This is a genomic window from Chitinispirillales bacterium, from assembly GCA_031254455.1.
Classification (GTDB): domain Bacteria; phylum Fibrobacterota; class Chitinivibrionia; order Chitinivibrionales; family Chitinivibrionaceae; genus WRFX01.
Genome location: JAIRUI010000067.1, coordinates 1 through 22,931 on the forward strand (window position 1 = coordinate 1; position 22,931 = coordinate 22,931).

A 22,931-nucleotide genomic window follows, 5' to 3' on the forward strand; every position below is an offset into this window, starting at 1 on the left:
CAAACGTTATCCGCTTGCGATTCGCTTATCGGGAAAAATAAATTCGATTTTTAACGACACGACGCTTCAAAAACCGCAAAATCAAGAAATTCTTCTTTCAACGACAAGCGGCTCGGTTATAGTTGTAGGAAACGCTGATTTCGCTACCCAGGAAGCAGGCGGAATAGTCAATATGCCGCTGATACAAAACCTAACCGACTGGCTTTCACTTGACGAAAATCTAATAGGGGTTCGTTCCAGAAATATGATCGACCGCTCACTGAAAAACATTACAATGAAAACAGATTCGGACAATTCCGGACTTAGATACAGAATTTTTAACATTATTGCGATGCCGATTATCTTAATAATCTTTGGAATTTTGATATTCTTTCATCGCCGACGCCAACAATACAACGGAGGAAAATAATTATGATCACCGCAAAAAAAACTTTGTATTCGGGAATTTTGCTTGTTCTCGTCATTGCGGCAATGATTTTGTCGAACGCGCTTCAAAACTCAAGCGTGAAAAAAAACGAAGCGCCTTTTTATCCCAGATTTGCAGAAAATTTTGGAAAAATTATTCTTGAAAAAGGTAACGAAACCGTGATTCTTTCAAAAGAAGATAATTTATGGCTTGCGGCGTTCGAACTAAATCCTAAAATCAAATATAGCGCCGATTCCGTAAAAGTTATCAGCATCGTAAATAAAATCGCAGAAATGAAACGCGATGTTTTTGTGGGAACAAACAAAGCAAACGACGCGGAATACGGATTAACGGGTGATTCGGCGTTTATCGTGAAAATTTTCAATAAGCAAAATATGCAAATCGGAAATTTTGTGCTTGGGAAAAAGTCGGAAAATTGGCGTTTTAATTATTTCCGCGAAAATAACAGCGACAAAATTTACCTTGTCGGCGGCGGAATCGGTTTTGCGTTCAAAACTGACATAAACGAATGGCGCAATAAGGTTTTGTTTGAATTTAAGCCGGAAAATATCTCAGAAATAACCGCCGAGTATCCTGATGAAGTTTTCAATATCAAAAAAGACGATGCGAAGAAGTGGGTTTTGAACGGAAAGTTTGATGCGAATACGGATTCCATCGTGAAATTTCTTAAAGATGTTACTGAACTTGACGCAGGCGATTGGGATTACACTTATTCGATTCCCGATGAAATTTCCGGTTTGGTAAATCCGTCGCAAAAATACACGATTTCGCAAAATGACGGCAAAGAATATACCTTACTTGTCGGAAACATTGACGGCGACCGTCCTCGTTACTTTGTGCGTGCAAACAACGGTGAGCAGATTGCGTATATTTTCAAATCACAGGCGCAGCGTCTTATATTGAGCAGGGAAAGAATAACCAACACCAACGAACAAAGCGAAGAGATAATGAAAAAAATGCTCGAAGAGTATCAGGCAAAACAACAGGTTAAACAAAACGGAATCTGACAACAAAAAAGCGATTCGTGCGTGGGTATTGTACGATTGGGCGGATTCGGCGTTCGCCCTTTGCGTTCTTTCGGCATTTTTCCCAATACTTCTAAAGAATTACTATCTTCCACCGGAATTATCAGCGTTTTCGACAACAAAATTAGGCTTTGCAAACGGAATCTCCGGATTTACTGCGGCTCTGCTCTGCCCTATTTTCGCCGCTATCATCGCACAAAAAGATACTCGGAAAAATGCGCTTACAATATTTTCAATTTTGGGCGCCGCGGCGACAATTCTTTTATATTTTGTGCAAACGGGACAACATTTTTTTGCTTTGCTTTTATTTATCGTCGCCAATATTTTTTATCGTCTGTCGATTATGTGCCACGATTCGCTTTTGCCGGCGGTAGCGCTCCCCAAAAACCGCCATCGCGTTTCTGCAATAGGTTTCTCTGCCGGATATTTGGGATGCGGACTTGTATTCGCTGTAAATATTTTTATGGTGTCAAATCCATCGGCATTCGGAATATCAAACTCGCTTGACGCTTCAAAAATAAGTATTTTAACGGCGGGATTATGGTGGATAATTTTTGCATCGCCTCTATACTTTGCAAAAATTCATGCAAATCCGCGCCTAAACAATAAAGAAAAATCTTTTGTCCACTCTTTTATTTCCGACCTGAAAGAAACATTTGTATTTGCATGGAAATCTCCGCAAATCCGATTCTTTTTAATTGCATACTGGTTTTACATAGACGGCGTTCATTCGTTTGTGATGATGGCGGTAGATTACGGTTTATCGCTAAATTTTTCGCCAAAAACGCTTATGATTTCGCTTTTATGCGTACAAATAACCGCATTTCCGTTTGCTATCTTAGCCGGACTTTCGGCAAATAAATTCGGTGCAAAAAAAATTCTGCTCATTTCAATATTGATTTATGTTTTGATTACTCTCGGGGCGGCTTGGATAATTAAAAAAGAATGGCAGTTTACACTTTTCGCTATTATGACCGGACTTGTACAAGGAGGGATTCAATCGGTATCCCGTTCTTATTTTTCGCTGATTATCCCAAAAGATAAAGATACGGAATTATTCGGATTATTCAATACGCTCGGAAGATTTGCCGTAGCGGCAGGTCCGATTTTGATCGCAGGAAGTATTATTTTATCTCAAAAAATGGGGTTTACGGGGAATATACCGCAAAGAATAGGAATTTCATCGTTGATTTTACCGTTTGCAATCGGATTCTTCCTTTTATGCAAAGTTAGAAGCGATTCGTAAAACAGGTTTAAATAATGTTCTAACTTTTGTAAATCAATAAGATTTTTATTTCACATTTTTTGTTTGGCAAATAGTTTTTTAGATAAAAATTTGAGAGTTTTCACTATTATTTGTTTTGGAGTAAGGATATTTGAGAAAATGAAGTGCACCTTATTTTTTCTTAATGACACTAGGTTTGAATTTGCAAACAATGTAGCTAAAATTGTTAAATTTAAATTAAAGGGTGTTTAATGAAAAATTTATGTTTCTATTTTATCTGTTGTATTGCGGTTTGCGTACTTGTTGGGTGTTCATATCCAGCAGCGTCAGTTAAAGTTATGAGGAGTAACGATTTGCTAAGCAAGGAGTTTGAGCCGTCTATCTATGCAATTCCAACCGTCGCCGATTTGGAAGTTGACGAGGAAAAAGTTATGGGACAGGCAAGCGGTTTATATTCCGAAATTTCAGGCGTGAAAAAAGAAGCGATTACTAACGCGCTTGGTCAAGACACCCCGTCGGTCGATAAACCGGACGTGCTTGTCGGAACGAACTTTTTTTACGAAATATCCGGCGATTCACTTAAATCGGTTAAAATTACTGTGATGGGTTATCCGGCGCGCTATGTAAATTTTCGTCCGGCGACCGAAAGTGATACAGTTTTTTTAAATTTTCATTCGTTTACACAAAAAGACAACGGATTTTATTCAGGATCCACACCGTCATTACTTAACCCAAAATCGTTTTACTTCTCGGCTAAATTTCAGGCAACGCCTCCGTTTTCAGGAGCGGGTGGAAATATTGAATTGGGGTCTATTAAAAACAATTTTTTCTTCAGCGGCGATTTTGGCGGCGGAGCCAAAAATTTTGGCGGCGGATTTTCTTTTGGCGGACGAATACAACCTTCTTTCTGGCTTCAAATAATACCCGGCGGCACGTTAGGATTTTGGACGCTTTTTGAAGAAGAGTATAGATATGGTTACAATTATGGTACCAATTATGGTTACAGCTATTACGATTGGGATACATATTTCGCTTGGGGAGGTCCGTTTATAAAACTGCTTTTTGGAAAAAATAAACTTTGGGGAGAAGTCTCATATCGGCTTATTTTTGGAATGAGAGTCGCAAACCAAGCAATGTTCGGATTTACTTATGCGCCGTCGAAAAAATAGGTAATAATGGCGAGTAGTATTTTATCTTGAATTTTGAGCGGGAATAACTCAGCGGTAGAGTGTCACCTTCCCAAGGTGAAGGTCGCGGGTTCAAATCCCGTTTCCCGCTCCAAATAAACAGCGCTAGTAACAGCAAACGTCTCTTTTCTGTCGCTCTCACAAGTCGCTTGCGCCCGTAAATAATCGCAATTTTTTAATAAATTATGAGAAATTTCTTGACAGTAAAAATACTTCTCATCGGATAAATTCACCAAAACACAATTTTCTTTTTTTTGTTTATAATCGCCAAGAAATAATCTTATTTGTTTGATTTTTCCAAATTCTTCGCTGCTTTTTATTAGCAATTTCAAAGCGATTTTGTTGTCAAGAATTTCGTTTGAAATTACGCTTTCCCCATTTGCTTGAATATCGATAAACGCACCGGTTGTTATAAATGTACGTCCGGTTTTTATCGCATCTAACAACTGTTGATTATTATAGATTCCGGTTCTCGCTTTACCAAAACATCGCTCGAAATTTTCTTCGATAAAGACAAATGGAACACTCGTCGCCCGATAACGGTTGAAGTCGCCGTGTGAATCGTTGCCTGCGACAAGCGGAATTTTCTTGCCGTAAAGCAGAAGATTTACCCACAATTTTTTTGCAATACGCCAACTTTTGTCAAAATTCCCGTTTATAGCCTGAAACGCGGTAATTTGCATATTTTCAAAGTCACAAAATCGCCAAAAATCCCGTCGCAAAAACAAACGGTGAAAAAAATTCGGTCTTTCACCCGCATGTGCCGCAAATACTATCGCACCGTCGTCAAGCGCAGAGTTTATAGCCTGTTCCATTGTCGGCTCGAATGACCGTTTGTAATTTTTTCTTGCGCCGTCAGCAGTTCCCGCAATGAATTTTTTATTTCCTACAGCCGCCAAATGTACCGCTCCTCCACCGTTTCGCATAACCGAAATTTCCTCTCCAAAAAACGCTTCGACTGAGTATTTACACAAAGATTCTTCTTGTAATTCTTTCCATTGCGTCAAATTTTCATCTTTTTCCAAATAATTTTGCGGCTTGCAAGAAATGTCGTAAGAATGATCGGTAATTGCGATGCCGTCAAGCCCGCAAAAATCAGCGCAATCGGCTATAAATTCTACCGGCGCGCCAAATTCTATATGGTCGTTTGTGTGTGACGAGTGACTGTGCAAATCATAAAAATTCGCAGGGTTTTCTTGGTCGTTAGGATAATTTTCTTTCGCTATAAACACGGAAAACGGAAATTTACTCGTCGTATTTATGTTATCTACCGCCGCGATTTTCGACTTTTTGCCGATTTTATATTTTAGTTTCGGGTAAATAAACAGATTTTCATCGTTCAAATCTTTCGGTTTGGAAATAATAAAACGAAAACCGAGTAAATCGTATTTTTCATAAATCTTATGATTTTCAACGTCGCAAAAAGAGTATTTTTCTATGATTTTTCCTTTGCAAACCGCCTGAATTTCTACAGATTCTGCAAAAAAATCATAATTTTTGAAATCTTTAACAAAAAGATACAGCGGAATTTCGTTTTTTTTAGGTGAAATTCGCGGCGGACAGTCAAAAATAATTTCCGGTTCTTTTTTGTGCAGAAACGACGGCTGCAGATTAAAAAACTTAAAATGTGTTTCCGTATATAAAAAAAATTCAAACATATTTTCCCCCTAATTGAGCAAAAATAGTTTTTATTAGCGTATAACTTTCGGCTTTTCAAAAATTTCGCCGCTTTTCTTTTTCTTCAAACAAAAGGCAGAATGTATTTCTACAATCTGCCTTTCAGAAAAAAATCTGCGGATGATGATTTCTTTATCTCCTGATTCCCAACTTCGCCGAATACATATATGTCTTTCCACTCACGCCTTTCACCTCGGCGACTACCAAATACGTTCCGTTTGCAACAAACCGTCCTGCGCTATTCGTCAAATCCCAAGGCGCTTCGGCTCCGCTCTGTGTCCGGTTGCTGAGCGTAGTCGAAACAAACACAACATTACCAATCGCGTCGTAGATAGCGATTTTCGCCTCGATAACCTTTTCTTTATTTGGAAGAACGATTGTCATTTCCGCAATATCCGAAATTATGCTATTTTCAAACAGTATTCCGTGTTTTTTGTCGGATTTTTTAATGTCGCTTATCGGCGTTCCACCGATATTTTCAACTATCTTGAAACTCACGTATTTTAAGCCCGTATATCCGCCGCTTGGTATTCCTTCTATCATTGCAAGCGCGGAACTACCTGCCGCGATGTTGTTTGAATATGAAAGCGAGTAATGCGTTCCAGCCGTTAAGGTCGTCTCGCCGTCTTTTACCGTAACCGCCGGAGTAATTGCGTCGCCTGTGTATTTCTGGTCGGGAATCGGCGAAACCGTCAAATTATCTACGGATTTTGGGTCGCCCGTGACAATTAACGCCAAACCGACATTATCGTAAGAAAGATTGTAATTGCTTGCCGACACAAGCCCGGTCAACGTTATCGGATAAATTCCGACAGGAGAAGTTCCTTTTACGTAACTGCAATTTACAACAGTCGTTCCCGTAATTACCGCTTTTGTATCCGTTCCCTGCAAAGCATCGTATGAAAGCAAAAGCGACAGGTCCGGCTTGTTGTCTGAAATCGCAATCGTGGTAATTTTCGGATTTAACGATATAACCAAATCTCTTTTTGTAATATCGGCAGTTAATGATGCTTCTCGGGGAGCAAAGTTGTAATTACCCACGTCTGCACCTTTTAGTGAAGGTGAATCAAAAACTAATTTATTTACGCCGACATCTTTGCCTGCAAAAGTTCCTTTTATCGTATCTATTAAAACTTCATCGTCGCCGATAATGCCGTTTAATACTGCACCTGTTATTGTCGCTGCAGTTGTGCCGTCATAAATTTTGTTTTGCGCGATTGCATTGCTTATAGTCAATCCTTTACGCAGTATTTTGAAATTCATAACGTCGCTTCCCGCCATAGCATAAGTTCCCGCTCCCGTAACGGTTACGCTGCCGCCTGTCGAAACATACCGATTTTCACCAAACGAAAGCGTATAATCAGTGTTTTGCGTCAAAACCGTTTTGTCGCTTTTCAGACGGACTTTCACGGCAGGTTTAATTTGTTCTCCAAAATAAGGTTGGTTGAAAATATGCGTAATTTCAAAGTCGTTATAAGGTATCCAAACATCAGGGACAGGGAAATTTATGAGAATAGGCATCGAATAATCCTCCACCATATTCCAAATGCCGCTAAAATCCCAACCAGTAAACGCTGCTCTCTTTTTAAGTTGCTCGGAAGTTAATCCCAAAATCCCTGTCGGAGAACCGCTTCCAGACGCTTTGCTCGCTCCTGCGGAATTGTAATATACCGAAGTATTTGTTCCCGAATCCCATCTCCCTGAAATTCCACCTGCGTATAACGATCCGTCTCCTTTTGCAGTAATAGTTCCGCTTGCATAGCAATTTGTGATGTTTGAAAGAGTATAATTAGATGCTCCTATCAACCCTCCTGAATAAGAAATAGAAGCGCTGGAAGCTGATATATTTCCTGTCGTATAAGAATTACTGACGGCAAATGTTCCATTAGTACTTCCTAACAATCCTCCTGAATAAGAAATAGAAGCGCCAGAAGCGGATATATTTCCTGTTGTGTAAGAAGTATTGATCGTAAGCGTTCTTGAGTATCCTACTAATCCGCCGGAAGCGGTATTATTAGTTCCGCTTCCGGCGATATTTCCAGCGGTGTAACAACTATTTATAGTAAGCGTTGCATTTGCCCATCCTGCCAAACCACCGGAATAAGTGGAAGAACTAACGGTTCCCGTCGTGTAACAATTATTGATGGTAAGCGTTGCATCTGTCCATCCTGCCAAACCACCGGAATAAGTAGAATAAGTAGAAGTTTTAGTAGATGCACTAATATTATTCGTTATTTTTACTCCACAATTTTCTATTGTTTTTGTAGAAGCATAATACCCTACCAATCCCCCCGCAAATGCCCCTGAATTGTTTGTCATTGAGTTTGCCTTTATTCCAGTAACATTAACAATGAGATTTTTTATTTGTCCGTCTGTTCCAACATAACCAAACAAACCGGCATATTGCCGATTACTTGAACTTGAAACAGACAAACCTGATATTGTTTTTCCATTTCCGTCAAAAATTCCCAAAAATTTATCTGTAGCATTGCCAATCGGCGTCCAATCATTATTGTCCAAATCAATGTTGGAAGAAAGAATAATTGTTTTCCCCGCAAATGTTGTTAATTTGGAAGTTAACAACTGCTGAATTCCCGCCAATTCCTGTCCGTTTGATATGTAAAACGTATTATTTGACGGATTGCTATTATACCAAATTATATCGCTTGTCCCATCCCATACCTGCGCCGTTGCCGCCGTTGCAATAGTCGTAATTATAGTCAATGCTTTGAAAATTCCGCCTTTCATCTTAATTCTCCTTATTTTTCTTTACAAATTCTTGAAAAAAGTTAATGAACGCTTGTCTTCCGTATTTGCCACCGTCTTTATTCCAGTACCGACAGGCAGGGTGGGCAACAGCGCCTATTTTTTTAACGCCTATTTCTTTGCCTTGTAAAATTTCGCATTTATCGCCAAAACTCCAAAATGATTTTTTACTCACAAACAACAAATAATTAGGTTTTATAATTTCACAAACTTTTTGCAGTGCTTCTTTTGCAACTTCAACATCTTTTTCATTGGAAACAATACCGGTTTTTCTTCCAAGCGGAACGGGATAGGCAGGTCTTTGAAAAAAATTCATAAAAGCAACAGAGGAAACGGTTTCGCCCAATTCTTCCAAAATAGAACGAACATTTCTATTGAATGTCGAATTTGAGTAAGTTATGGTCTCGCGTGTTTTTGTCCAGCCGATCTCTTCATCACTCAGTTTCAAATCATCATTGGATTTTTCATACCATTTTTCAAACATGTTATTCAATTCCGATTTGTTTTCTCTGTTCGCTAGACGAAAACTTTCACCGACAAGCAAAATTTTATTACAATTCCCTTTTCCGTAATTTTCACCTATAAACGGTAATAAATGCGGATGTTTTCGGTAAATATCAACTCTTTTTACCAATTCTTCGTCAAATAGAGTCAAACTGTTTACTTCCATAACTAAGTCCTCCAAAAAACTAAATGTTATACAAAAAGCGTTATTGCTTTGTTGCCAAAAGTTAATAAATTTATGAATTATGAAAAAGCAGACAGCGGTAAAATCTGAAAAGGCTGCTCTGCCCATAATCAATAATTTTACCACAAATCATGAATTCACCAGTGTTTAACCAAATAAAGGTGTTGATAGGCAGAACAACCAATGAAAGAAGTTTACCTTTATTTAGTTACTTTAAGAAATCAAAGAACACTAATGAAAAGCCGAGCATTAACTCAACAATTCATGACTTGTGGTATTGGGAAAATAATTTATGGGACAGCTTGCCATTTATACATTTATAATATTTTTGATAAATTACATAGGGAAAAGCATTTTTGGAGAGTAAAATTAACCTTTTCCTGCAAAATAAGTGTTTTGTAATATTGGTTTGGCATTTTTTATATATTTAGATAGCAAGCCCTATTTTTGCTATGCTTTGTTGTATATATTGTATTTTAATATGGGTAAATATGGGTTTTCTTAATGCTCAACCAGTTTTGAATCTTTTAAATTAGTAAAAGGCGGTTTTATGAGATTTTTTTTAATAGCGGTTATTTTAAGCGTAATCGGAACGTTCGCTCAAGACATAAATTTTGAAGTTAAAGACACACTAAAATTGAATCCCGAATTTATAGAGTATTCGGAAAAAAGAGTTAAACACTTTACAACAATGAGAAATGTGGGAATAGTGTTGACGGGAAGCGGAATTGCTGCGGGTGTGACGGGAATTTCTATCGGAACGAAATACGGAAACGAAGCGTTTAACGACAAACATCATTGGGATAATCAAGAAGACGCTATTGAATCAAGTAAAAAAAGTAATGAATTATTGAGAAAACAAAATATATGGCATAGCGTAGGAATATCCGGAAGCGCTATAGCGATAACCGCTATCCCAATGGTTATTATAGGAGCGAATGAAACAAAATGGCGGCGGGAAGGTACAACGACCGAATATCAAAAAAAAGACATTTATTATACTAAAATAAGAAATATAGGAACAGGATTAACGATAGGCGGCACAATATTAGGAACGATTTCAACTATTTTTTGGGCTAAAAACACAAATATTTGGACGGACTATGCGGACGCAATATATGCGTTTGAAGGGTTATATTGGGTTATAAATGAAACAACCGGCAAGAAATACACACGCAAAGAATTTGATGCAATGGAAAAAAGAGCGTACGAAGCGCGTGATAAATTAATCGCATGGGGAACTTTCGGCTTTATAGGAGGAGGCGTTGCGCTTACAGGAATCCCTCTCGCAATTATAGGCGGAGCCGAAGCAAAGTGTTGGAAAAAAATGTTTGCAATACATATCGCTCCAAACGGCGTAGATTTTGTATGGAACTTTTAGCGAAACAAAGTTGTGACATATATTATAAGTGATGAATATTAAAAATGGTGGAGGTGAGGGGAATTGAACCCCTGTCCGATAAGCACTTTCAGTGAACTACTATATGTTTAGTCAATTTTTTAATCTTGAACATAATCACGCAAATTGACATGCTTAACTATGTCCATACACCGTTTTTTTAAGCGGCAATCCGATGCGTTTTACCGCCGAGCGTCCTAAATTTTACATCCGGCAAAAAACGAACGCCAATTCCTTGCAAGATGCACGGCTTATATTAAGCCGCTACCGCGTAAGAATAATCTTCTGCAGTTATTGTTTGACGGAATTGATAACGCAGCCAACCATCATCTGCGACATACAGTTCAAAGAGCATACAAATCGTCGAAATCCGGAACACCCCCAAATTTCTACGTGTATTTTTATGAAAAATTAAAAATCCTCTCTTGCCATTTTATCATAAAACGCGGCAAAATCGTAACTTGCCTTATCATTTTCCGGCAGTTTCATAAGATCCATAGCAGCCTGCGGATGTCTGTTAAGAATACCGCAAATCATATACGGAATAGAATAACCCCATTTCATCTGCTCGTGAAGCGGAATAATTTCTTTACCGATAACATTAAGCAAAGGACGGACTTGAAATTTTGGATTTTTCAAAAATCCTATAAGCAATTCCGTAGGAGCGTTTCCTGCCGCTCTTCCGAATCCGTATAATGCGCTATCTAAATGATTAACGCCTTTAATAATCGCCGAGATAGTGTTGGCAAAAGCAAGTTGTTGCTGATTATGGCAATGAATCCCGACTTTTTTAATATCGCCCATTTTGTCGGCGAATTTATCGACATAATGATCAATTTTTTCACTGTATAACGCGCCGTAACTATCTACGATATAGCACACCGAAACATCCGTCTCTTTTGCAATTTGCACTAACGCTTCATCAAGTTCCTGTTCGTTTGCCGTTGAAACAGCCATAATATTTATTGTTGTATCGTATCCTTTTTTGCTTGCAGAATTTGCCAATTTAATCGCTTTGTCAACGTCTTTTACATAAGTTGCTATGCGAATTATATCTACGGGGCTATCGCTTTTATTAAACACATCTTCTTCAAACGCTTTATGAGCGTCCTGCATAACAGCGATTTTGGCACCATTCGAATCAATTCCGTCTATTACTTTAAACAAATTTTCATCGCTGCAAAATCTCCAATCGCCGTATTCATCGGGTGAAAACATTTTTTTGCTGTTTCTGTATCCGAGTTCAATTACGTCAACACCGGACTCACAGCAAGCGTTATAAACATTTCGTACCGTTTCAAGCGAAAATTTAGACGAATTCATCAGTCCGCCGTCACGAATTGTACAATCATAAACTTTTATTTCCGGACGATACATAAAATTCTCCGTTTTATAAAAACAAATTCAAAAATTTACGGGAAATATACTATAATTTCAAATGTTTTTGTGAATTTATTTAGTTTATTCTATTTTTTGTTTTTAGCGCAATGTTATTTTAAAGATATTGGTAGTTTCGACAAAAGAGGTTTTATGCACTACACTTTGTGCGATTATCTTTCGGATATTGTACAAAATTCAATTGAAGCGAATTCGAGCGAAATAATTGTGGCTTTTGAAGAAAATCATAACTATTATAATTTTATGATAATTGATAACGGTAAAGGAATGAGTGAAGAAATTCAAAAAAAGGCGATTGACCCATTCTACACGGAAGCCGGAAAACATTCTATGCGCAAAGCGGGTTTCGGACTGCCGTTCTTGATTATGGCGACACAACTCTGCGAAGGGATTTTTGATTTGCAATCAAAAATCGAAGTAGGAACTACTATAAAATATTCGTTTGCAAAAAAATCTATCGATACGCCGCCTGTGGGAAATTTTGCCGAGACCGTCACGACAATTTTTAATTTGAGTGGAAACTGTAACATCATAATCAAGCGAAAATTAAACGGGAAAGAATATTCGATTTCACGAGACGACCTTGTTGATGCGCTTGGCGAATTGGAATCCGTATTTTCGCTTTCTCTTGCCAAGCAATATTTAAGCGGACTTGAAGATGAAATTTCGAGTTAGAAATCAGCCAAATTCTTATTTTTGCTTTTAATTTTACTCTTTACTTTTTCGTGCTGCTCGTTTGTCTGAGAAAAGATATGTTCGCCCGAACCGTCCCATTTCGCCATAAAAAACAAATCTTTTGTTTCAAGCGGATTGAGTGCGGCGACAAGCGACGATTTACTCGGCGAACAAATCGCACCGACAGGCAATCCCGTAAATTTTCGCGTATTGTATGGAGAATCGGAATTTAATTCGGATTTCCTTATCGGACGATTGAAATTTTTCACTGCATAACGCACTGTAGCGTCCGCTCCAAGCGGCATTTTTTTTTCTAAACGATTGTAAAAAACACCAGACACATGCGATCTTTCGGTATTGACTTTTGATTCTTTTTCGATAACTGAAGCTAAAATTACGATTTGTTCGTCGGTCAAATTTTTAGTTCCGGGCAAACGGGAAATTTGTGAAAAAACTTTTTTATGCATCGCCGTCATACGTAAAATAATTTCGCCGGACTTTGTGTTTTTAGGAAATTTGTACGTTTCCGGATAAAGATAACCTTCAAGCGACAACAAATCTGAAAACCCGCATTTTTCGATAAACTCCCGGTTTTCGCAAAGTAAAACAAACTCGGCAGAATCTACGTTTTCAAACACGTAAGCGGCAATTGACGCAGTTTCCCAAACGGTCAATCCTTCGGGAATCGTCAGTGCAATATCTTCAATTATGGGACGCCCTCTTAAAACCTCCATAGATCTAAAAACACCAAAATTTTTATACAAAACGAATTTCCCAGATTGTACAAAATAATCTCTCTCTAAAAGACGAACAGTATAATAAAAAATGTTCGCATTATTGATAATTCCGTTTTGTTTAAGGATTTTTCCGGCAGTTTTCACCGAACTTCCTTCGGGAATTTCGATAATTGTTTCAAGAGAAATGTCTTTTTCCGGCGAATGGTAGCAATAATACAAAAAACCGACAATTATCGTAAAGAAAAAAGTAAAGAAAATTAACGCTTTTTGCATAAAAACCTAAAAATAACAATTAAGAAATAAAATAAATATCCCAAACCGGCAAAAACATACAAAACTCCAGAAAGCCAAATTAGCATTATTGTTATAAAACATTGCATTAAACGCAAAATGAATCTAACATTGTAATAAGTTCATTTGATTCCGGTTTTGCAACCCAATCGTCCGCATGAACACTTTGACATTTCGTTATCATTTGTGCGTTTATCAGACTTGAAAACATTATAACGATAATTTTAGACAAATTTAATTCTTTTTTAATTTTGTTACACAACGCCAATCCATCCATTCTCGGCATTTCTATATCGGTAACAAGTACAATCGGTTTATCATAATTCATATACTCATCGCGGTGGGCGGATACATGTTCGTATGCGTATTGCCCGTCCACAAAGACGGAAAGATCATTAAATCCCGCTTCTTTCAGGCATCGAATAATTGAATTTCGAATCAGCCCGGAATCTTCGGCAAACAGTAAATGTACATTTGAACGGTTTATTTTCTCTGCATTTTCCGCAATATCTTCTCGAATTTCTTGAATTACAGTTTCAGGAAAATATGTCGCAAGAATCTGTTCCAAATCCAAAACCAAAACTTCTTCGCCGTTTAACGTAACTGAACCGATAATAAACGTTCCTTCGCTTTGGATTATTGAGCAAATCGGCATAAACTGCGTCCAAGAAACCCTATAAATTCTCTTGACGCTGTCAACCCTGAAACTATTGACGCGGTTGTTAAATTCGGTAACGATAACTATTTGATTGTCGTCTTTTTCGGATTTTGTTATTTTTAGCACTGTCGCCATATCAATTAAAGGAATAGTCGATTCGCGTAACTGCAAAACCCCCAAAATACAATCTGGATAATCCGGAAGCGCCGATACTGCCGCAGGATTGAATTTTTGAATAGATTTAACTTTTGCGACGTTTATACCGAACAATTGCTCTTCAACGGTAACCACCAAAAGTTCCATTTCATTAGTTCCGCTCTCAAGAAGAATTCCGTCTTGTTTTTCCATACGATAAACCCTTTTTTTAAATTATTAAAACAAACCGCCAACCGCCTATTTAAAATAATTTATTCCATCTATAAAAACATAAATTATTTTAGATTGTTTATGTTTATTTTATGAAATTTCACCAAAATATCATATAAAATTCGTATCTTGCCGTTAAATTAAGGGATTTTATGAAAGTATCTATAGTAGGCGCAGGACTTGCCGGAAGTGAAGCGGCGTTGATAATCGCAAAAAACGGCATAGAAGTCGATTTATTTGAAATGCGTCCAAAAGTGTTTACACCTGCGCATAAAACCGATAAGCCCGCCGAATTGGTTTGCTCAAATTCACTTAAATCCGATGAATTGCCGACGGCTCACGCTATCCTAAAATACGAACTTATGCGTCTTAAATCGCCGCTTTTGCAAATCGCCTACAAAACTCGCGTCCCAGCCGCAGTCGCTTTGGCTGTAGATCGCAAACTGTTTAGTATAGAAGTTTTAAAAAAAATACAATCGTTTAAAAACATTACATATAAAATTATGGAATGCGACAAACCGCCGATAGAAAATTATGATTTCACGGTAATCGCCACAGGACCGCTTACTTCGCCGCGCTTAACGAATTACTTGGTTGACAGTCTGGGCGCTAAAAAGTTTAATTTTTATGATGCAACCGCTCCGATAATAAGCGCCGACAGCATAGATACAAACACCGCCTTCTTTGCGGACAGATGGAACAAAGGCGGCGGCGATTATCTTAATTGTCCGTTTAACAAAGAACAATACGACAAATTTTACAACGCCTTGCTTTCTGCGGACTTGGTTAAGGCGCACGATTTTGAAAATGCGAAATTTTTTGAAATGTGTCTTCCAATAGAGGTAGCCGCTAAGCGTGGATATGACGTTATGCGGTTTTCCATGATGAAGCCGGTAGGAATTACAAATCCAGAAAACGCTAAACAATATTTCGCCGTTTGCCAATTACGAAAAGAAAATGCAAACGCTTCCGCTTACAATATGGTCGGTTTTCAAACTCGTATGACAATAACAGAGCAAAAAAAAGTTTTTCGTTTAATACCCGGACTTGAAAATGCCGAATTTCTGCGTTTTGGGAGCATACACAGAAATTCATACATAGATTCTCCACAAATTCTAAGTTGTGATTTATCATTTAAAAATATGTCTAACTTATTTATTGCCGGACAACTCTGCGGCAACGAAGGTTATACGGAAAGTATTGCGACCGGACATTTTACCGCACTGTCTATTTTGAATAGAATAAAAAACAGCGAGATTATAGAAATTCCAAACTCCAAAACCGCAATCGGCGCACTCCTTAAGCATATTACGCGTACGACTGATAAATTTACTCCGTCTAATATAAATTTTTCTCTTTTTGAAGAGAAAGAAGAGGGCGTAAAACTTAGAAAAAATGATAAAAAAGAATATTTTTGCAAACGCGCAAAAGAAGAATTTGAGAAATACGAAAAATATCTGTTTTCAAAAGAATTGTTATTTTAAACAAAATAGTATTTTTATATTATAATAAAAACAAAGGGAGAACTATGCCATTCAGAATTAACGGGATAGAAACTGAAGTTGGCGGCAATCTGACAATCGGGCGGCTTTTGAGCGAACGAAACATTGTCCCGAATATTGTCGTTATACAATACAACGGTAAGATTTTACGCAAAGAATTATTTGACACTACGCAGATAATAGACGGCGACAATATTGAGATTTTAAGATTTGTCGGAGGCGGATAATGGATGATTTTCTTGAACTTGCGGGAAAAAAATTCAAATCACGGCTTTTGACGGGGTCGGGAAAATACCATGACGAAAGAATTATTAAAGAAATTCTGGAAACGGCCGACTGCGATATAATAACGGTCGCGTTGAGACGTGTTGATTTTAATAATCCGCAAAATAATATAGTGAATTTTATTCCGCAGGGAAAACAACTTATGCCTAATACTTCAGGAGCGAGAACAGCCGAAGAGGCGGTAAGAATCGCAAAATTATCTAAAGAAATGGGTTACGGGAATTGGATTAAAATTGAAGTTATAAAAGATTCAAAATACCTTCTTCCCGACAATTTGGAAACACTTAAAGCGACCGAAATACTAGTAAACGACGGTTTTGCGGTCTTTGCTTATATGCAGCCGGATTTGGCAATGGGACGGCGTATGGCGCAGGCGGGTGCGACGGCGGTTATGCCTCTCGCAGCGCCGATCGGTTCAAACAAAGGACTTTTGATGAAAGAAACCATTCGCATAATGATTGAAGAAATAGACACGCCGATAATTGTCGATGCCGGAATCGGAAAGCCGTCTCATGCCTGCGAGGCTATGGAAATGGGCGCTGCGGCGATTTTACTTAATACGGCAATTGCGGCAAGCAAAAATCCGGTACTTATGGCTAAGGCGTTCAAGAACGCAGTAGAAGCCGGAAGACTTGGTTTTTTGGCGGGATTCGCCAAAGAATCGTCGGTTTCCGCATCGTCGCCGCTGACGGGTTTTTTGGATTGAAAACAAAAAAATGAAAAATATTATAGAAAAGCTTACGTCGCACAAAATGGCATTTATCGGGGGAATTATACTGACAATTTTGTATGCGGTAATGTTTCTTGCTGAGTTTGTCGCACCATACCATTACGACAGTGAAAGACGAGAACACTCATATATGCCGCCGACAAAATTTCATTTTTTTGATAAGAACGGAAAATTTCACTTTCTTCCGTTTTTTTACGAACAGGAATACGAATTTGACGAATATTACAGACGGGTTTTTGTAGAAAATACGGATAAAATGTACAAATTTTGTTTATTCGCCAAAGGCGAAAGAGTAAAACTTCTGGGAATTTTAAGTATCGACAGACACTTATTCGGCGCAGACGGGCGAATTTACATAATCGGAGCGGATTCCCGCGGACGCGATTTGTTTTCACGAATAGTTTACGGTTCACGGGTTTCGCTTACCATAGGATTTGCGGGCGTATTTTTTTCAATGGTTATAGGTTTGAGCGTCGGCGCTGTCGCAGGGTATTTCGGCGGCGTAATCGACAATATTTTGATGCGGATTTGTGAAATGATAATGCTCATTCCCAGTTTCTTTCTGCTTTTGGCTTTACGGGCGACTTTCCCGCCGCAACTTTCTTCGGTGGAAATATACTTCATGATAGTTTTGATCTTGAGTTTTGTAGGCTGGGCGGGAACGGCAAGGATTATTCGCGGCATGACAAAATCAATCTCGCAACGTGAATTCGTTTTGGCTGCGACGGCAATCGGACAAAATCACCTTACGATAATTTTCAAACATGTTTTGCCGCAAACGCTTTCTTTTGTGGTGGTATCACTGACGCTTTCCATACCGTCGTTTATTTTGATGGAATCCGGACTTTCGCTTATAGGACTTGGCATTCAAGATCCGCACGCAAGCTGGGGAAATTTACTTTCGGACGTTATGAACATAGCCGATATTCATATGCATCCGTGGATGTTAATCCCGGGTGGATTTATTTTTATCACAGTTATGGCGTATAACTTTTTTGGCGACGGGCTTCGCGATGTTTTAGATCCGCACTCTGCGGAAATTTAAAATCAAAAAAAAATATTTCTTTATTTACGATTATAAATATTTTTCAAACAGAAAATATAGTATTTTTATTCAACGAACAACAAAAAGGTTAATAATTTATGAGTAATCGCTACACCGGTATATTTTTGCACATTACATCGCTTCCCGGGAATTTCGGTGTCGGCGATCTCGGTTACGAAGCAAAAAAATGGATTGATTTGCTTTCGCAAAATTCCGTAAAAATTTGGCAGGTCTGCCCTGTTTGTCCTACGGTTTATGGAAATTCACCATACAGCACCCCTTGCGCGTTTGCCGGCAACCCACTTTTAATTTCGCTTGAAGTTTTGCGCGACTGGGGTTATTTGAAAAACGACGATCTGAAAAATTTTGGCAAAAAACTACCCGACGATTTTGTAGATTTTGAAAATTCGCTTGAAGCGAAAAACAAACTGTTCAGAAAGGCGTTTGCAAATTTTACTCCGACTGGCGATTATCAAAAATTCTGCGAAGACGAAAATTATTGGCTTGAACCATATGTTTTATTTATGTCGCTTAGCAAAAAATTCGGGACTATTCATTGGAGCAAGTGGACTAATGATTTCGCGAAATACGACAAAAACACGATTGAAAAATACTCGTCCGATAACAAAACCGAATTGGATTATTACCGATTTGTACAATTTATTTTCCAGTCGCAATGGTTTGATATTAAAAATTACGCAAACGATCACGGGGTTAGAATCTTTGGCGACGTTCCATATTATGTTTCTTACGAAAGCAGCGACGTTTGGTCCAATCAACGCTTGTTTGAATTAGACGACAAAGGGGAACAAATTCGTGTCGGCGGAGTTCCGCCGGATTATTTCAGTCAATACGGACAACTTTGGGGAACGCCGCTTTATCGTTGGGAAAGAATAAAAGATACCGGCTATGAATGGTGGATGAACCGTATAAAAAGAGCGTTTTTTTACAACGACATCGTGCGAATTGATCATTTTAGAGCGTTTGAGTCATACTGGGCGATTAACGCAGAAGACAAAACGGCAAAAAACGGCGTTTGGGAAAAAGGTCCGGGTAACGAATTTTTCGCTTTAATTAAACAAAAATTCGGCAACGGTATCGAATTGATAGCTGAGGATTTGGGAGTAATTACTGACGAGGTCAACAAACTGCGCGACAGCGAAAACTTGTGCGGAATGAAAGTTTTTCAATTTGCTTTTGACGGCAACTCTGACAATTACTATCTGCCTTATAACTGCAACAGACAAAGCGTTATGTATTCCGGAACGCACGACAACGACACGATTTTAGGCTGGTATAAATCTCTTGACGAGTATGCTAAAAACCGTGTAAAAGATTATGTTTCGGCAAAATCAGACGAAGAAATTCTTCAAAAAACCATCCGTGAAGTGCTTGCATCGGCGTCAATTTATGCAATTTTACAACTTGCCGATTTATTAGGACTTGGAAACGAGGCGAGATTTAACACTCCCGGAACAGTCGATAACAAAAATTGGGCGTGGCGTTTCAAATGGGATATGATAAAACAAAGTTCGTTCGACAATTTGAAAAAGATGATACAAATTTTCGGCAGAGGATGAAAACGAATTTAACGAACAGAAGTAAAAACCGAGTAATAACAACAAAAGGCAGAAATAGGACACGTCCAAACAATTAAAGGCAGTTTTGCCGCACTTCCCTATCAATTTCTAAAATCTGTTCCACACTTTCTGCGGTTTGACGATTGTGCTTATTAAGCGCCGTTTCTACAATTTCGGCGATTTGTGTAAATTTGATCTCTTTACCGATAAATTTCGCAACGGCGACCTCGTTTGCCGCGTTCAACACGCAAGGAAGCGTTCCGCCAGCCTTTCCCGCCTGAATACAAAGCCGCAAACAGGGAAATTTATCCAAATCCGGCTCAAAAAACGTTAATTGACCTATTTTTGCCAAATCCAACCTTGGCGTCGGCATCATATATTTTCTGTCAGGATATGTAAGCGCATATTGTATCGGCAATTCCATGTCTGGATAACCGCATTGAGCCAAAACCGCGCCGTCTATAAAAGTTACCATAGAATGAATTATAGACTGCGGATGAACTACAACGTTTATTTTGTCATAATTTACCTTGTATAAGTGGTACGCTTCAATTACTTCAAATCCCTTGTTCATAAGCGTCGCAGAATCAATTGTAATTTTTGCGCCCATCGCCCAAGTCGGATGTTTTAGCGCTTTCTCAGGAGTAATTTCACTGAATTTTTCTTTCTGAAGTTCGCGAAAAGGACCGCCGCTTGCGGTAACGGTAATAGATTCCAATTCTTTACGGTTTTCTCCGTGAATACACTGCAGAATCGCCGAATGTTCGCTGTCGATAGGAACTATACTGCCGCCGAATTCTGCAAGTAGTCCGTCAATTATCTCTCCGCCGACAACCAAACTTTCCTTGTTTGCCAAAGCAACTTTTTTTCCGCGTTTAAGCGCCGCCGCGGTGGGTGCAAACCCTGCCGAGCCGACAATCGCGTTAACCAAAACATCATATTCGCAATTTTTAACCATTTCTACCAATTTATCATGCCCGAAATAAAATTCAACGGCTGAAAAACTGCCGTTGAATTTTATTTCGGTGTTGATGTTAGCAATCGCACAATATTTTATTGTATCGAACTGCGAAAGTATGCTTTTCCCTTTATCCGTATTATTGTTAAACGAAATTCCGACTAATTCAAAGTCGCCGGGGTATCGCTTAACGCAGTTTATTGTGGATTGTCCGATTGAGCCGCTTGCTCCCAAAAGCAATATTTTTCGCATTTAATTTTCCTCTGAAAAAGTTGTTTTGCAATAATAGTTTTTTATGGTTTTTGAGATATGTTTTTTATGAGAATCTATATTTTTATGAAAAGAATCATTGTCGATATTATCAATACCTGTAATTTTATTTTTGATAATATAAGTGTCAAATATTGATTCAATTTTTTCTTTTGATAAATTAGCTTCTATGTGTTCATTAATTTGGTCATCTTCTTTTTGAAAATACTCATAGCTATCAACATCAGTTTTTTTTATATCGTAAAATCCCATGCTCTCGCCCCGCAAATAAATTTTATATTAATCTTAATATAATACAAAACATTTTGTGATTCTACAATAAAATAATAAATAATTTCACGCAATATCAAGAATTATGATAATTAATCTATTTACTTTAGTTGTTTGGTGACATATCTTATAAGTCCCTGTGCAAAGATATTTTAGGGAATTATCCCGATGTCTCCCCATTTGCCGAAATTAACGACTAAAAGTGTTTAGAATATACGTTTTTTCGGGAAATATCAGCAGTTATTTTGCGCAAATAATATTTTTTGTAAAAAATTAGGGAAAATACCGCACTAAACACTTGGGGACATATCGCGACACTTCCCATAACAATGTATTGTAATCGTAAATAACCGAACAGACAGGTTTTGATTCTTAGGAGAAAGAAATTGTATAAAAAGGAAATTACAATTGTATCTTTTATGTTTATTTGTGGTATGTCTTTGTTTGCACAAGAAGATAACTCAGATAAAAGACGTTTGAGTTTTGGGTTTCGACTTGGTGGAGGTATAGGGCTTTCTGTTCCGAGTAAAGAATACAAAGAAGCATTTTTGAACGATGATACAGTATTATGGATTCTTGACGATGACGGAAATTATATCGGGGAAATGACAGCTAGAGAATACGGCATTATTCTCCGATGGAACTACGGAGATGAATCATTTAATTTTGCTCCTTTTGTGAGTCTGCAATTAACCAACTTTTTTGCGGTTCAAACTGAAATGCTTTTCACCAAATACGGTTATATCAGTTTTGATAACTTTGGCATACTGCATGTGTTTGGTGACTTTTTAAACTCTGATGATGAATATATTGAACCGGATACTTGTAGAAACGAATTAAAACAGAGTAGACATGCCTTAATTTTCCCAATTTTGGCAAAATTGACTTTTCGTCCGGGCAACCTTTCAATTCAAGCATTTGCCGGTCCGCATTTTACCATAAATATTGGAAAGTTCAGCGAAAAAATTGACGGTAGAATAAAAAAATATAACGATGATAAAGATTATTATCAAGAAAAACCGTGGTATCCCCCAATAGGATTGACGACGGGTGCAAATTTTGGTGTAAAAACAAAGATGGGCATTTTATTTTTAGATGCCAGATATTTCACCGACCTCGGTTATTTTAGACACGTTGACGATTCTTTTAAATGGGTTCGTCGAGCCGGATTAAGTTTAACCGCAGGATATGAGTTTGCACTTAACTCAAAGAATTCTTCGGAACATTAAAGTTTTTTGATTTGGAATTGACGAAACTTTACGACTTGCTATGCCTTCTAGTCGAAGGAACAGCAAGTCGAACATATACAAGATTTTCCTGATTATTAGTTTGCTTTGATTCTACAACTTTCCAATCTGATTAACAGTCTTTTCAAGTGTCGAATCTTCGGATTGTATCGCTTTTGAAAGTATATCATAATTTCTGTGCGCAGAAATCATATCGACCATCGTTTTTATGCTGTCCACATTTGAACTTTCCAAATATCCTTGTTGAATTACATATCCGTCCGAACGTACCACAGGATTATTGGGCCTGCTAACTAAATATACATTCAATAATTTCTTCGTTAAAAAAAGTATTAGTGATGCTATTACCATATCAATCGCTTTCGAATAACGACACGTCTTACGATTAAATCTTGCAAGCTTGCGCCTAATCTTTGCATTCATGCTTTCCACAAAGCAAGTTTCAGATTTCCCTATCAAATGGCGTTGGGCTATATTTACTTTATCGTAAGCATAGTTTCCGTCTGTGCAAAGATATTTTATCTT

The 22,931-nt window shown here is 38.0% G+C and carries 20 protein-coding genes, 1 tRNA gene and 1 other RNA gene; 13 read left to right on the plus strand and 9 right to left on the minus strand.

The genetic code is table 11. The features are described 5' to 3' along the window. From LBH98_04550 to LBH98_04570, 5 genes are all read left to right on the plus strand, one after another. A partial coding sequence (locus LBH98_04550) for a hypothetical protein (protein MDR0304027.1) occupies positions 1-409 on the plus strand: 409 nt, incomplete at its 5' end. A gap of 2 nt (positions 410-411) precedes the next feature. Continuing rightward, positions 412-1,434 carry a DUF4340 domain-containing protein gene (locus LBH98_04555; protein ID MDR0304028.1) on the plus strand — a complete coding sequence of 341 codons (1,023 nt, stop codon included), beginning with the start codon at positions 412-414 and terminating at the stop codon, positions 1,432-1,434. A gap of 28 nt (positions 1,435-1,462) precedes the next feature. Next, complete coding sequence (locus LBH98_04560) at positions 1,463-2,698, plus strand: MFS transporter (protein MDR0304029.1); 1,236 nt, start codon at positions 1,463-1,465, stop codon at positions 2,696-2,698. 230 nt (positions 2,699-2,928) lie between these two features. Next, the gene (locus LBH98_04565; protein ID MDR0304030.1) at positions 2,929-3,846 is read left to right on the plus strand and encodes a hypothetical protein; all 918 of its coding nucleotides are present in this window, start codon (positions 2,929-2,931) and stop codon (positions 3,844-3,846) included. Positions 3,847-3,883: 37 nt separating this feature from the next. Next, a tRNA-Gly gene (locus LBH98_04570) sits at positions 3,884-3,958 on the plus strand. A 1,715-nt stretch (positions 3,959-5,673) separates the two neighbouring features. Here the strand turns inward: LBH98_04570 and LBH98_04575 are convergent. Both LBH98_04575 and LBH98_04580 read right to left on the minus strand, forming a co-directional pair. Continuing rightward, positions 5,674-8,289 carry a YDG domain-containing protein gene (locus LBH98_04575; protein ID MDR0304031.1) on the minus strand — a complete coding sequence of 872 codons (2,616 nt, stop codon included), beginning with the start codon at positions 8,287-8,289 and terminating at the stop codon, positions 5,674-5,676. A gap of 1 nt (position 8,290) precedes the next feature. After that, positions 8,291-8,977, minus strand: coding sequence for a hypothetical protein (locus LBH98_04580; GenBank protein ID MDR0304032.1), 687 nt, complete (start codon positions 8,975-8,977; stop codon positions 8,291-8,293). Positions 8,978-9,545: 568 nt separating this feature from the next. Here LBH98_04580 and LBH98_04585 point away from each other — a divergent pair. After that, positions 9,546-10,376 (plus strand): hypothetical protein, encoded by an 831-nt coding sequence (locus LBH98_04585; GenBank protein MDR0304033.1) that lies wholly within the window; start codon positions 9,546-9,548, stop codon positions 10,374-10,376. Between the two features lie 45 nt (positions 10,377-10,421). On the opposite strand, the gene ssrA is transcribed toward LBH98_04585, so the two are convergent. Then, positions 10,422-10,777, minus strand: a transfer-messenger RNA (tmRNA) gene (ssrA, locus tag LBH98_04590). 28 nt (positions 10,778-10,805) lie between these two features. After that, positions 10,806-11,771, minus strand: a complete 966-nt coding sequence (locus LBH98_04595; GenBank protein ID MDR0304034.1) for an aldolase catalytic domain-containing protein — start codon at positions 11,769-11,771, stop codon at positions 10,806-10,808. Between the two features lie 153 nt (positions 11,772-11,924). Between LBH98_04595 and LBH98_04600 the strand changes: the two genes are divergently transcribed. Beyond that, positions 11,925-12,467 carry an ATP-binding protein gene (locus tag LBH98_04600; GenBank protein MDR0304035.1) on the plus strand — a complete coding sequence of 181 codons (543 nt, stop codon included), beginning with the start codon at positions 11,925-11,927 and terminating at the stop codon, positions 12,465-12,467. Here LBH98_04600 and mltG read toward each other — a convergent pair. Both mltG and LBH98_04610 read right to left on the minus strand, forming a co-directional pair. Continuing rightward, complete coding sequence (gene mltG / locus LBH98_04605) at positions 12,464-13,477, minus strand: endolytic transglycosylase MltG (protein ID MDR0304036.1); 1,014 nt, start codon at positions 13,475-13,477, stop codon at positions 12,464-12,466. The genes LBH98_04600 and mltG overlap by 4 nt on opposite strands. A gap of 106 nt (positions 13,478-13,583) precedes the next feature. Next, positions 13,584-14,501, minus strand: a complete 918-nt coding sequence (locus LBH98_04610) for a chemotaxis protein (GenBank protein MDR0304037.1) — start codon at positions 14,499-14,501, stop codon at positions 13,584-13,586. Between the two features lie 170 nt (positions 14,502-14,671). Here LBH98_04610 and trmFO point away from each other — a divergent pair, with 170 nt between their 5' ends. The 5 genes from trmFO to malQ all read left to right on the plus strand — a co-directional run bounded on the left by trmFO (position 14,672) and on the right by malQ (position 19,661). Beyond that, complete coding sequence (gene trmFO / locus LBH98_04615; GenBank protein ID MDR0304038.1) at positions 14,672-16,003, plus strand: methylenetetrahydrofolate--tRNA-(uracil(54)-C(5))-methyltransferase (FADH(2)-oxidizing) TrmFO; 1,332 nt, start codon at positions 14,672-14,674, stop codon at positions 16,001-16,003. Positions 16,004-16,047: 44 nt separating this feature from the next. Beyond that, positions 16,048-16,248, plus strand: coding sequence for a sulfur carrier protein ThiS (gene thiS / locus LBH98_04620; GenBank protein MDR0304039.1), 201 nt, complete (start codon positions 16,048-16,050; stop codon positions 16,246-16,248). Beyond that, complete coding sequence (locus LBH98_04625; GenBank protein ID MDR0304040.1) at positions 16,248-17,012, plus strand: thiazole synthase; 765 nt, start codon at positions 16,248-16,250, stop codon at positions 17,010-17,012. Before thiS ends, LBH98_04625 begins: the two co-directional genes overlap by 1 nt. Positions 17,013-17,022: 10 nt before the next feature. Continuing rightward, positions 17,023-18,081 (plus strand): ABC transporter permease, encoded by a 1,059-nt coding sequence (locus LBH98_04630; protein ID MDR0304041.1) that lies wholly within the window; start codon positions 17,023-17,025, stop codon positions 18,079-18,081. A 98-nt stretch (positions 18,082-18,179) separates the two neighbouring features. Continuing rightward, on the plus strand, positions 18,180-19,661 hold the full coding sequence (gene malQ, locus LBH98_04635) for a 4-alpha-glucanotransferase (GenBank protein ID MDR0304042.1): 1,482 nt from the start codon (positions 18,180-18,182) through the stop codon (positions 19,659-19,661). A gap of 73 nt (positions 19,662-19,734) precedes the next feature. Here malQ and dxr read toward each other — a convergent pair whose 3' ends face one another. Together dxr and LBH98_04645 are read right to left on the minus strand one after the other, a co-directional pair. Continuing rightward, positions 19,735-20,871 carry a 1-deoxy-D-xylulose-5-phosphate reductoisomerase gene (gene dxr, locus LBH98_04640; protein MDR0304043.1) on the minus strand — a complete coding sequence of 379 codons (1,137 nt, stop codon included), beginning with the start codon at positions 20,869-20,871 and terminating at the stop codon, positions 19,735-19,737. Then, the gene (locus LBH98_04645) at positions 20,872-21,141 is read right to left on the minus strand and encodes a hypothetical protein (protein ID MDR0304044.1); all 270 of its coding nucleotides are present in this window, start codon (positions 21,139-21,141) and stop codon (positions 20,872-20,874) included. It lies immediately after the preceding gene. Between the two features lie 404 nt (positions 21,142-21,545). Here LBH98_04645 and LBH98_04650 point away from each other — a divergent pair, with 404 nt between their 5' ends. After that, positions 21,546-22,388, plus strand: a complete 843-nt coding sequence (locus tag LBH98_04650; protein ID MDR0304045.1) for a PorT family protein — start codon at positions 21,546-21,548, stop codon at positions 22,386-22,388. A 111-nt stretch (positions 22,389-22,499) separates the two neighbouring features. Here LBH98_04650 and LBH98_04655 read toward each other — a convergent pair. Then, positions 22,500-22,931: hypothetical protein (locus tag LBH98_04655; GenBank protein MDR0304046.1), on the minus strand; the 432-nt coding region annotated here is incomplete at its 5' end.